9 protein-coding genes are annotated in these 12,283 nt (G+C 63.4%); 3 read left to right on the top strand and 6 right to left on the bottom strand.

Going from position 1 to position 12,283, the window contains the following annotated elements; genetic code table 11:
- The first annotated feature begins 745 nt into the window (after positions 1 to 745).
- On the top strand, positions 746 to 1,645 hold the full coding sequence (locus XF30_RS22885) for a DMT family transporter (protein WP_109143925.1): 900 nt from the start codon (positions 746 to 748) through the stop codon (positions 1,643 to 1,645).
- 19 nt (positions 1,646 to 1,664) lie between these two features.
- On the opposite strand, the gene XF30_RS22880 is transcribed toward XF30_RS22885, so the two are convergent.
- From XF30_RS22880 to XF30_RS22870, 3 genes are all read right to left on the bottom strand, one after another.
- Positions 1,665 to 3,464, bottom strand: a complete 1,800-nt coding sequence (locus tag XF30_RS22880; RefSeq protein ID WP_109143924.1) for a cache domain-containing protein — start codon at positions 3,462 to 3,464, stop codon at positions 1,665 to 1,667.
- Positions 3,465 to 3,472: 8 nt separating this feature from the next.
- Positions 3,473 to 4,444, bottom strand: coding sequence for an ABC transporter substrate-binding protein (locus XF30_RS22875; RefSeq protein WP_109143923.1), 972 nt, complete (start codon positions 4,442 to 4,444; stop codon positions 3,473 to 3,475).
- 581 nt (positions 4,445 to 5,025) lie between these two features.
- Positions 5,026 to 5,886: a LysR substrate-binding domain-containing protein gene (locus tag XF30_RS22870; protein ID WP_036000125.1), complete on the bottom strand. Its 861-nt coding sequence runs from the start codon at positions 5,884 to 5,886 to the stop codon at positions 5,026 to 5,028.
- A 111-nt stretch (positions 5,887 to 5,997) separates the two neighbouring features.
- On the opposite strand from XF30_RS22870, the gene mdcA reads away from it, so the two are divergent.
- Positions 5,998 to 7,644: a malonate decarboxylase subunit alpha gene (gene mdcA / locus XF30_RS22865; protein ID WP_109143922.1), complete on the top strand. Its 1,647-nt coding sequence runs from the start codon at positions 5,998 to 6,000 to the stop codon at positions 7,642 to 7,644.
- A gap of 12 nt (positions 7,645 to 7,656) precedes the next feature.
- Positions 7,657 to 8,937 carry a malonyl-CoA decarboxylase domain-containing protein gene (locus tag XF30_RS22860; RefSeq protein ID WP_109143921.1) on the top strand — a complete coding sequence of 427 codons (1,281 nt, stop codon included), beginning with the start codon at positions 7,657 to 7,659 and terminating at the stop codon, positions 8,935 to 8,937.
- Between the two features lie 21 nt (positions 8,938 to 8,958).
- On the opposite strand, the gene XF30_RS22855 is transcribed toward XF30_RS22860, so the two are convergent.
- The 3 genes from XF30_RS22855 to XF30_RS22845 form a co-directional block, all read right to left on the bottom strand.
- Positions 8,959 to 11,217 (bottom strand): CHASE3 domain-containing protein, encoded by a 2,259-nt coding sequence (locus XF30_RS22855; protein ID WP_192893225.1) that lies wholly within the window; start codon positions 11,215 to 11,217, stop codon positions 8,959 to 8,961.
- Entirely contained in the window at positions 11,214 to 11,636 is a 423-nt protein-coding gene (locus XF30_RS22850; RefSeq protein ID WP_036022871.1) for a response regulator, read from the bottom strand. Before XF30_RS22850 ends, XF30_RS22855 begins: the two co-directional genes overlap by 4 nt.
- A 238-nt stretch (positions 11,637 to 11,874) precedes the next feature.
- On the bottom strand, positions 11,875 to 12,283 hold a 409-nt coding region (locus XF30_RS22845), incomplete at its 5' end, for a BA14K family protein (protein WP_146207809.1).

Raw genomic sequence — 12,283 nt, 5'->3', positions numbered from 1 at the left:
ACCGGTCCCGCCCCTCGTTGTGGGCGTGCCGGGTCGTCATTGCATCTCGCGTTGCCTTCAGCCGTTCGGCTTCGGGGCTCCGCAGTTCAGCCGGTGGATCCGGCCCTGTTTTTTCCCGGCGCGAGCTCGATGCGTCGCATCGATCGTCCCGCCGGCATGTCCACACCCATCCGCCCCCAAGGGGATGTGCGCGACATGCGTTCAACGCCCCACAACGTCACTTCGTCATCGATGCCATCCGAGCCTGTTGCCGGCCCGTTCTGGCGCCCCGAAGAGCCTCTCATTCCGAGGGCAGACAAGCCCTCATACGCAGCCTTTGGCCGGCTGGCGGAGCTGAGATTTGCGAGACCCTTTGGGGGAGTGCCGGCGGGACGCAAACTCACTCGCGCCGAACGGACCGAAAGCTAGGACTCTCCGTTGCGCCCGTCAAGAACTAGTGCGAGTTCCTGAATCAAATACTAAATATGGTGGATTGCGGGGGATAACAGGGGTCTTCGCCGCGCCTGTCGTGGACCCAAGTATCAGTGAGTCCTCAGGGATTCCCAACTGTAAAAATTTGCATGCCGTGATGACGCGGGGCCTTCATCCCGCTGTTCACAGGGCAGGTATATTTTTGAGCAATGGGATTGCGTCAGCAGGACTCACGTAGCCCTACGGACGGTGAGGGCAGGCATGCCCGCCAAAGCGGTGGTGGGACCCGCGAATCCGGGCCAAGGTGACCGCCCGATTTGCCGGACTCGCCGACATGCTTGATTCGACGACGCCGGGCGTGCGGCCGCGCATCGCCCCGGCCGGCCTGATGTTCCTTGCGATCACCTCGATCGGCTGGGGCTTCAACTGGCCGGTGACGAAATTCCTACTTGCCGAGCTGCCGCCTCTGACACTGCGCGGGGTCACCGGTGTGCTCGGCGCGCTGCTGCTGGCGCTGCTTGCGGTGATCCGGCGGCAAAGCCTGTACGTGGAGGGCGCGATCTGGCCGCGCCTGCTCACCGCGGCCGCGCTCAACGTCACCGGCTGGATGGTGCTGATGGGCCTTGCGCTGCTCTGGCTGCCGGCGAGCGAGGCGGCGCTGATCGCCTATACGATGCCGGTCTGGGCCTCGATCATCGCCTGGCCGGTCCTCGGGGAGCGGCCGACGGTCTTGCGTACGCTCGCCCTGGTGCTGGCGTTCGCGGGGCTTGCCTCGATCATGGGCGGCAACGGAATCGCCGCCAGCGCTTCGAAGCTGCCGGGCATCATCATGGTGCTGGTCGGCGCGTTCGGCTTTGCCCTCGGCACCGTGCTCTCGAAGAAGTACCCGATTCACCTGCCGCCGCTCGCGGCGGCAGCCTGGCAGATCGGGATCGGCTGCCTGCCGATCTCGATCGTCGGCCTCCTGATCGAGACGACGCATTTGTCGCATGTGACGCCGCTCGGCTGGTGGCTGTTGGTCTATTCGGTCGTCGGGCAGTTCTGCATCGCCTATGTCAGCTGGTTCGCAGCACTGGCGCGCCTGCCGGCCTCGGTCGCCGCGATCGGCACCATGGCGGTGCCGGTGATCGGCGTCGTGGCCTCGGCGGTCGCGCTTGGCGAGCCGCTCGGGGCAGGGCAGATCGCGGGGCTGGTGTTTACGCTGGCCGCGGTGGTGCTGGCGACACGGGGGTAGCCGTCCGGACGCCGGGTTATCAGTGGTCCTGAGCCTCTTTCTCTCGCCTCCGTTGTGCCAAGCCCGGCAGTTTCGACGGAAGGTCAGCAGGTGCGACGGCAAAGACCTCGAGAGCCTGGTCGTAGCCTTTGATGGTCCGCTGTCCGAGCGATGCCATCGGGACGCTATCCCTTACCCTTCCAGCGATCGTGGGATCAGCCAGGATCTGCGCGTCCTTTGCGAGATTACAGAGCCGCGACGCCAAATTCACCACGGCTCCCATCGCCGTGTAATCCAGCCGGCCGTTGTAACCGACCGTTCCTACCGTTGCCGGTCCCATGGCAACGCCCACACCAAAGCCGATCGCGTGGCCGGCGTCACACCATTTGCCGGCAAGGGACTGAACCGTCATTTGCAGGTCGATCGCGAGGCGGACCGCTTGAGTTGCCGGCTGTTCGCATGCGATCGGGGCATTGACCAGCAGCATGACTCCGTCGCCATCAAAGCCGATGAGCGTTGCCTCGTGACGAGTCGTCACGGCGCCGACGGCCTCGTAGTACTCTCGCATGACGGCCATGATGACATCGGGTTCATTGCGAGTGGAGAACGCCGTGAAGCCGCGCAAGTCGCCAAAAATGACAGCCACTTCACGTCGCTGCCCTTCGAGCAGTTCGTGAGAATGCTCGACCAATTCGGCGACCTGTGACGGCAGGAACTGCTTCAGCCGATCGATCCGCGCAGATTTTTGCTGCGAAACCGCCAGTTCAGAAGCCATCTCATTGAAGCGCAACGCCAGCTGCTGCAACTCGTCACCGCTGAAGATTTTGATGCGATGCTCGAATTGTCCGGTTCTAATCCGCTCCACGCCCTCTTCCAGTTGCTTGATCGGACCGGACATTCTGTGCGCGCGCCAATAGGCGAGCGCCAGCGCGACAAGAACACCAAAGGCAATGAGAATTGACGAGCGCCACAAGGCAGCCCGAATTGATGCAAAGGCTTCCGCGGCTGGCTGCATCGCGATCACCGTCCATCCCACATCGGCGGCCTGAACGGATAGCGCCACCACCGGGTTGCCTCGCTCCCCGGTTATCACCGCCGCTCCGCTTGCCGCGCCAACGAGATGCTTGATCCGGCCAAAACTGCCGGAGCTGGCGCGGCCGCGCAGAACCCGGCTGATATCGGGATGTGCGATCAGATGACCGGAATCATCGACGACAATGGCGTAGCCGGTCTCGCCGATTCTAATGGCTGCGATGACATCCCAGATCAGCTTCAGATTGACCTCGGCGATCGCAACCCCTGCGGCCGGCAGGCTCCCGGCAACCGCGATCCTCATATAGGGCTCTGAATCTTGCTGGTACTGAACCGGTCCGTACCAAACTTTGTTGCCGCGTGCGCCCAGAACAGCGGGATCCGCAGACATATCGATGCCGCGCCCGGTCCTGTTCAGAAGGAGCCTGGAAACAAAGACCCGTTCGGTGCCGGTCTCATCCAGAAGCGAAACCGAAGCGATTGCAGGCACCTGCTGGAGGAGACGCAAGGCATCGATCTTATGTTGCGCATCGTCTCCGGCAGACCAGGGAAGCTGCACCATCCAACCCAGCTGATCTCGCATGCCATCGGTGAACGCCTCGATCCTGTCGGACGCCGCGCGAGCATCGGCCTGCAGCACCGCGCTGATCTGGCGACGCTGGTCTCGGTAACCGAAAGAAGCCTCGACGGCCGCGCCGAGTATCAGAGGCACGACCGCAGCGACAAACAACGTCGCGAAGTACTTGCAGAACAGCGAGCGACGCGGAGGCATCGTACACGAAGAGGGCTGCGCAGCACCGTCCTTCATAGCTACTCTCAGGAGATCACCTTGCTGGCGCGAAACAGGATCGACGACACATCCAGCTCGATACCCAGAAGCCTGGCTGTCTTCATATTGATTGCCAGTTCAAACTTCTCGGGACGCATCACCGGAAGATCTGACGGATATTCACCGCGCAGGATGCGATCGGCATAAGTGGCAAGCCGAAAATAGGTCGTGCGCTGGTTTGCGCCGTAACTCAAGAGACCTCCAGCGTCACAATATTCAGACCAGCCAAACATCGAAGGCAGCCGGTGCGCGATTGCAAGCTCCGCAATCTTCGCACGATGCACCAGCGTCACAGCATCGGGAAACACGAGGAGAGCATCCGCGTCCACCTTGCCGGCAGCCATCAACCCATTCTCGATTTCGCGCGCGCCGCAGAACGGAACGTAGGCTGCCTCTATCCCAAGATTTCGGCACGACTCCAACGTCGCACGCCATTCCAGCGGCTCTCCCGGATGATCCGTGTTCGACAGGACCGCCAGTTTTCGCAGCTTTGGATAAATGTCCTTGAGCAGCTCAACGCGCTTTCCTGCCAGCTCGAGCGACAGGAATGTGCTGCCGGTGAAATTGGTGCCGGGGTGAGCAAGGCTCTTCACCACACCCAAAGCGACGGGGTCGCCGCTCAATGCAAACAGCACTGGGATGTCGGTGATTGCAGTCATGCCGCGTGTCGCCGGACCGCTCGAGACCACAAGGTCGACATCCCCTCGCTGCAACTCGGAGACGATCTTCCGCAGTGCCTGCGGATTTCCAGGGGCATAATGCGTCTCGAAGGTTACGGTCTTGCCTTCGACATATCCCAGGGCGCGCATTCCATCGCGAAAGCCGTCCAGGAAGGGATCCGGTTCGGACTCAGTCGAGACCCAGAAGATTCGATGCAGCTTGGCTCCGCCCTGCGCCCGTGCGATCGCAGGCCAGGCCAACCCCCCACCAATCAAAAAGATGAACTCTCGTCTTTTCATGCGAGCACCTGTCGAAGCTGGGCCTTGCAGTTCCGGCCGCAGACCAAGATCCTAGCTGTGCGTCTGATGACTGCTGCGCTCCGCAAGCGGACTGTCGCGCCACCGGCTCCGACATTTGTCCTCGTGAGCATGCTCAGAGACTGGGCTGGCGAGACGATTTGTCCTTGAGATGCGCTTGATTTTTACTTGAGACCGGCCCGGTTAAGACCAAAACGGCCTTACGCGTTGCATCGCGCGGTGTCCGAACACCTCCAGCGCGGATCCGGGCTAGCTATGGCGTCTCAAAAGGACAGTTGGAACTCACATCCTGAGCCAGTGCCCACGACCTCATAGATTGGGTGACTGCAGCGCCTTCGGCAACTCACGGGCTAGCGCGTGTACTCATGCGGGCTAGGGGCTCATAAAGGCAATGTTCGCTCCTGAGGGACGAGCGGAGATATTCTGATCTGCCAGAGCATCACTGCTTGTGACCCAGAGCCGTCATGAGACCGATGCGCTCAAGACCGCCTGACGGATCCTCATCATTGCGAGATGAACCAATCTGTACCCTGGGGTTTGGACCCGCAACGGAACATATGGCGCTAAATCGTCGGGCGCGCTGGCGATTGCCCAAGTGCCAGAAGCGCTGCGGCCAGCGCCGCCGCGGCCTTTTCGGGCCGGGCTTTCTCATAGATTGCGAACTCAAGGTCAGGAAGGCGCGGCAGCCCCTCTTGCGATCCCAGAATGCGCAAACCTGCAATGACCGCGCTCGCGGGAAGCGGCGTGATGGCGAGACCAGCGAGCGCCGCCGCGCGCACACCTGTCAGGCTGGGACTGGTATAGATGATCTCCCACGTCAGTTCGCTGTCATTTAGCGCGGCGAGCGCTGCCTCACGCGATACTGACCGCTCGCGATAGAGCGCCAGCGGCAGCACCGCGCCCGGAACCAGATCAAACGCGTCGGCGGCGGCCCAGACCATGGGTTCGCGCCAGACCAGGCGCCCACGCGACGTACCGAGCGGACGCTTAGCGAACACGACGTCGAGTCGTCCCTTGTTCAACTGCTCGATCAATTCCGCACTAACGCCGATCTGCACCTCGAGCTTCACGCTCGCGTGCAACATGGCGAAGCGTCCCAGCGCCGATGGCAGCGAGCCGCCGGCGACTTCCTCGACCACTCCAAGACGCACGGCTCCTGACAGGCGCGGCGCTGACAGGCGATGGCGGGCCGCCTCCTCGAGTTGCAACAGACGACGGGCGTCACCCAGCAGCATCTCTCCATCGTCGGTCAGCGCGACGCTGCGGGTCGTGCGCCGGAACAGCGGACGTTTGGTTTCAAGCTCCAATCGCTTGACCTGCTGGCTGATGGTCGACTGCGTCAGATTGAGCCGTTCGGCGGCGCGGTGGAAGCCGCCGCAATCCGCGACGGCAACAAAGGAACGCAAAAGCTCGAATTCCAGCATGCCGATTGATCCAAATTCATGATCAATCATATTAAAAAATATCGTTTCTATAATCAATACTGGTCACCTAACTTCTGCATCGAAGACAGCGTCGAGCGAAGGAGGTTCATCATGCACGCCACATCACGACCGGGAGCGGATCGCTCCGCGAGGCTAGCTCGGGCCGCCACGATCTGCTCTGAAAAGCTCTGCCCTGCCGAGCGCGCGACCGAGTTGCTCGAAGCGATCATCGAGCCGGGCGACCGCGTTGCCATCGAGGGCGACAATCAGAAGCAGGCCGATTTTCTTGCCGCCGCCCTGACGAGCGTGGATCCTGCGCAGATTCACGATCTGCACATGGTGCAGTCGGTGCTGGCGCTGCCCGATCATCTCGCCGTGTTCGAGCGCGGTGTCGCCAATCGGCTCGATTTTGCCTTCGCAGGTCCGCAGAGCCGCAAGCTCGCCGAACTGGTCGGCAGCGGCACGGTGAAGATCGGCGCAATCCATACCTATCTCGAGCTCTATGCTCGGATGTTGGTGGACCTGACGCCGCACGTGGCGCTGATCGTCGCCGACAAGGCCGACCGCAACGGCAATCTCTACACCGGTCCCAACACCGAAGACACGCCGACCATCGCCGAAGCCGCGGCCTTTCGCGACGGCATTGTCGTGGCGCAAGTCAACGAGATCGTTGACCGGTTGCCGCGAGTAGACGTCCCCGGCGACTGGGTCGATTTCGTCATACCAAGCCCAAAGCCTTACGCGATCGAGCCTCTGTTCACGCGCGACCCCGCCAAAGTAAGGGACGAGAACGTGCTGATGGCGATGATGGCGATTGCTGCGGTCTATGAGCCATTTGAGGTCCGGCGGCTCAACCACGGCATCGGTTACGCCACCGCGGCGATCGAGCTGATCCTCCCGACATTTGCCGCCCGGCGGGGCCTGAAGGGCAAGATCGCGAGCCAATTCGTGCTCAATCCGCACCCGACCCTGATCCCGGCGATCGAAGCCGGCTTCGTCGACGGCGTCTATTGCTTCGGCTCCGAGCTCGGTATGGAGCGCTACGTCGCAAAGCACGCCGATATATTCCCGATCGGCGCCGACGGCAGCCTGCGGTCGAACCGGGCACTGGCGCAGGTCGCCGGACAATATGCCTGCGACATGTTTGTTGGCGCCAGGCTGCAAATCGACGCGCGAGGCAACAGTTCGACGGCCACCAAAGACCGGATCGCAGGCTTCGGCGGTGCGCCGAACATGGGCGCGGATGCACGCGGTCGTCGCCACGACAGTCCCACCTGGCTTCGCGCCGGTCAGGAAGCAGGCGATCCCTTACGCGGGCGCAAGCTTGTGGTGCAGATGGTGCAGACCCATCAGCCAAACGGTACGCCCAGTTTTGTCGAGCGTCTGGACGCGTTCGATCTGGCCGCCTCCGCCGGCTTCGCATTGCCGCCGGTGATGATCTATGGCGACGACGTGAGCCATGTCATCACTGAGAAGGCCGTGGCGAACCTCTTGCGCTGCCAATCACCACAAGATCGCGAGGCGGCATTGCGCGCGATCGCCGGCGACACTGAATTTGGCAAGCGCCAATCGCCTGACACAACCGAGAGCCTCCGCCGTCGCGGCATCGTGATGTTTCCGGCAGACCTTGGCATCGACGTCGGCACGGCGACGCGCGATCTGCTCGCCGCCAAGACGATCGATGACCTCGTGGCCGCCTCGAGCGGACTCTACGCGCCACCGGCCAAGTTCCGCCGCGCCGTCACCGCCCAAGCTTGAGGAGGAATAGTCATGTCCGCAATCCGCCAAACTTTCAACGATCCATCCAGCACGACAATGCCGCTCCTCGATCGCGCGAAGCAGCTCGCAGCATCGCTGCTCTCCGAGCGCAGCCAGGCCTCAGGAGCGCTGGTCGCGCGGCAATTGCGCGAGATGCTTGGTGCACTCGACGACAACGATCGCCGCTGCTTTCAGCGCTATCTCGCCACGGAATTCCATCCTCACGGTCCGGCTTTGCGCGCGGCGGCGCAGCGCTACCTCGCCGAAGGCACCGCAGAAGCCGCGGCCGCACTCGCGCGTGCTGCCGAGCCGCCGCGCCAGGAACTGCTGCGGCGAATCAACATGGCACCCGGCGGGATCAGCGCGCTGATCGCGATTCGCAGCGAAATTGCTTCATACATGCGCACTGACCCCGAACTGAAGTTGCTCGACGCGGATCTCAAGCATTTGTTCGCCTCATGGTTCAACCGCGGCTTCATCGAGTTGCGGCGCATCGACTGGCAGACACCGGCCGCGGTGCTGGAAAAGCTGATCGCCTACGAAGCCGTGCACGAAATCAAGGGCTGGGACGACCTGCGCCGGCGCCTTGCACCCGATCGGCGCTGCTTTGGCTTCTTTCATCCCGCACTTCCAGGCGAGCCACTGATTTTCGTCGAGGTTGCTTTGGTGGAAGGACTGGCCACGGCCGTGCAGCCGTTGTTGTCGCAGGACGACGGTGAAGCCATCGCGCAGCAGCGCGCCGCGCGCGCCGACACCGCGATCTTCTACTCGATCTCCAATTGTCAGGACGGCCTGCGCGGCGTGGCGTTCGGCAATTTCCTGATCAAGCAGGTCGTTGAAGAGCTGCAGTCGGAGTTTCCGCAGCTGAAGCGTTTTTCCACCCTATCTCCGGTACCGGGATTTCGGCAATGGCTCGCTAATCGGCTTGCAAATGCAAGTGATCCCGATGTGGCGCTGTTATCGCAACTGGAGAGCGATAGCTGGTGGAATGACCCGGCGCAGAGCGAGAAGCTGCGCGTGCCCTTGCTGCGGCTCTGCGCTAGCTATCTGACACGGAAGCCCTCGATACGCATCGACCCCGTGGCGCGTTTTCACCTCGGCAACGGCGCACGGCTCGAACGCATCAATTGGCTCGGCAATACCGCTCTGCGTGCGATTCAAGAATCCTTCGGGATCATGGTCAACTATCTTTATGACCACAACACCATTGAGACCAATCACGAAGCATTTGTACGCGACGGCACTATCGTCCGTTCGCCTGATGTCGATGCTCTACTGCACATCACCGACTGAGCCGCGATCAAGTTCGTTGCGCTAGCTCGGCGCCATCCCGCCGCCGTTCAGCGCCTTGCGGATCATCTCGGCGAGCTGGTTGCGCCGATAGGGCTTGGTCAGCAGCAGCACGCCGTCGTCCAGCTTGCCGTGATGGACGATGGCGTTGTCGGTGTAGCCGGAGGTGTAGAGCACCTTCACGCCCGGCCGGCGCCTTGCCACCTCTTCGGCGAGCTCGCGGCCGCTCATGCCGCCGGGGATGACGACGTCGGTGAACAGCAGGTCGAAGCTCTGGCCGGCCTCGATCAGGTCCAGCGCCGCCTTGCCGTCGGGGGAGGCGACCGTCTTGTAGCCGAGGCTCTGCAGCTGCGCGGTGACGAAGTTGCGGACCAGCGGATCGTCCTCGACCACGAAAATGGTCTCGGCGCCGCCTTGGGCCGTCGGCGTGACGCCGGTTGCGATGTCCGCGGCGCCTTCGCCCGGCGGCAGATAGAGCTTGATCGTGGTGCCGTGGCCTTCCTCGCTGTAGATCTTGATGTGGCCGCCGGATTGCTTGACGAAGCCGTAGACCATGGAGAGGCCGAGGCCGGATCCCTTGCCGACCTCCTTGGTGGTGAAGAAGGGCTCGAACGCCTTCTGCTGCACGTCAGGGGGCATGCCGGTGCCGGTGTCGCTGACCGCGAGCATGATGTAGGGGCCCGCTGCCACGTCGGCATTGGCCTGCGCATAGGCTTCGTCGAGCACGACGCGGTGGGTCTCCAGCAGCAGCTTGCCGCCGCCCGGCATGGCGTCGCGGGCGTTGATCGCCATGTTGAGCACGGCGTTGGTGAGCCTGGACGGATCGATATGCGTCGTCATCGGCCCCTGTTCCAGGACGGTCTCGATCTGGATCTGCTCGCCGAGGGTGGGGCGCAGAAGCTTTGCGATGTCCGAGATCGCGGCGTTGATGTCGACGTTGCGCGGCTCGAGCGGCTGCCGGCGCGCGAATGCCAAGAGGTGCTGGATCAGCTCGGCGCAGCGTTCGGCGGCATCGTCGATCAGCCGGGCCGTGCGCTGCAGCTCGGGCTGGTCCTTCAGGCGCTCCACCAGCGTCTCGGTGTTGCCGGAGATGACCGTGAGCATGTTGTTGAAGTCATGCGCGACGCCGCCGGTCAGCTTGCCGATCGCATCCAGCTTCTGCGACTGGTGCAACTGCCGCTCGGTCTCGCGCGAGGTCGTCGCATCGTGATAGACCAGCACCGCGCCGGAAATGTTGCCTTGCCCGTCCCGCATCGGCCGGCCGCTGACCATGAGATGGCGCGGCGGGTTGCCGCTGTGCGGGCGGACGATCATCTCCAGCTCTTCGAACTGCTTGCCGCGCAGCACGCGCGTCGATGGCAGCTCGTCGGCCGGAAGCGGCGTGACGCCGTCGCCGTGAAACACGTCGGACAGCGCGCGCAGATTGCCGACGTTCATGCCGGTGCGATGCAGCAGCATGCGCTCGGCGGCCGGATTGGACAGCAGCACGGTGCCCTCGGCGTCGATGACCAGCACCGCCTCCGCCATGCTGCGAAACGTGCTCTGGAGCACGTTGACCGACAGGCGCAATTCGTCATGCGCGGCGACGAGGTGCTCGGTGCGTTCGGCCACCGCCGCCTCGAGCGCCGCCTTGGCGGCTTGGGTCTGCTCGAGCGAGCTCTGGAGCTCACCCGTCGTGCGGCGGCTTTCGCGCATCACCAATGCGACCAGGAGCAGGATCAGCACGGCGCCGGCGACGTCGATGCCGAGCAGCACGATGCCGGTGCGGCGCGAATCCTGGGAGCGGGCGGCGAGCAGGCGTTCTTCCTCCGCGCTCAGGCGGTCGAGATTGCGCATCACCGTGTCCATGAGGCCGCGGCCCTCGGCCTTGCTGTTGAGCGCGGCAATGCCGGCCTGGTCGTTGGCGGCCCGCAGGCGCATCGCGGTGGCGGCGATCTCGATCCGGCGCAGCGCCAGCGGCTCGGTGCCCTCAAGCAGGGCGACCTGATCGGGGGTGTCGCGCACGTCGCGCTTGAGCCCGGCGAGGGCCGGCGCGAGCTTGGCGTGCACCGCCTGGAACTCGTCGCTGAAGCCCTGGCTGCGATAGAGCTCGTAGCCGCGCGCGGCGCTCTCGGCCCGGCGCAGCAGCACGCGCAGATCGGAGATCTTCTTTTGCACCTGGACGGTGTGGTTCACCGACGCCGCGTCGGACCGCGACTTGACGTCGAGGGCGATCGAGGCCGCGGTGATGATCAGGAGGATGGCAAGTCCAACACCGAGAATGACGCGCTGCGTTGGAATCAAGGGGCTTCTTTCTGGTCCTTCGGCGGCGCGCTCTCGCCCGCGCCGGCAAGGCATTCCCGGATCGTGGTCAGCAGCGCTTCCGGCGTGAACGGCTTGCGCAGGCAGCGCGTTGCGCCGAGCTCAAGCGCCATGCGGAGAAAATCGGGAGAGGGCGAGGCGGACGAGGCGAAGGCATAGCCCGACATCGCGATCAGCGGCGTGGCAGGGGCGCGCTCGTGAAAGATGCGGATGGATTCGAAGCCGCGCATATGCGGCATGAAGATGTCGACCAGCATGACGTCGAAGGCTTGCGATTCCAGCGCAGCCAGTCCTGTTTCGCCGCCGTCGGTCAGCGTGACGTCGAAGCCCTGACGTTGGAGGAGGACCTCGATGGTCGCGCCGACCATCGGATCGTCATCAACCACGAGAATACGCGGCATGACACTTCCCAGAAGATCGAAGTCCCCACTGTGGTTTGTGATATCCGCGAATCGTGGGTCCGGTCAATTTGCGATTGGATCGCGCAGGATATGCACGGTTTGGTGCATAAAGGTCCATTTGCATCGATTTGTATTTATCCGCGAGGGTGATGGAGCCGAAAGGAGCGAGGAAGGCGCCGATTGCAAAAAAGGCGCCGCATCGCTGCGGCGCCTTTCGCCTCTAGTCTTCGCGATCTGCTTACGGGCAAGGATGCCGCCGGCCGTCGTAGCCGAGATAGGTGCCCGAGGCCGGGTCGTAAGATTTGAAGCGCCGCGCGCAATAAGCGGCGTCGCCGCCGCCATCCTGCACTACGGCAACCGACGGCTCGTCATAGTAGCCGTAGTAGTAGGGATCATCGTAATAGCCGTAGCCGCTGCCGTAATAGGCGTAGGAGCCGAGGCCGCCGATCGCGGCGCCAGCCGCAAAGCCCGGCCAGAAGCCGCCGTGGCGATGATGATGGTGGTGGCGACCGTGCCAGTGACGACCGCTCCAGTTGCCGCTGCCGCCCTGCCAATTGCCGCTGCCGCCCTGCCAGTTGCCCGCAACTGCAGCGCTACGGGTCCCACTGAAGCTCGGCGAGATAGCGGCACGGTCTGCCGCGCCCCCG

The organism is Bradyrhizobium sp. SUTN9-2, from assembly GCF_003122645.1.
Taxonomy (GTDB): Bacteria; Pseudomonadota; Alphaproteobacteria; order Rhizobiales; family Xanthobacteraceae; genus Bradyrhizobium; species Bradyrhizobium yuanmingense.
This window is presented reverse-complemented; position numbering and strand designations above follow the sequence as displayed.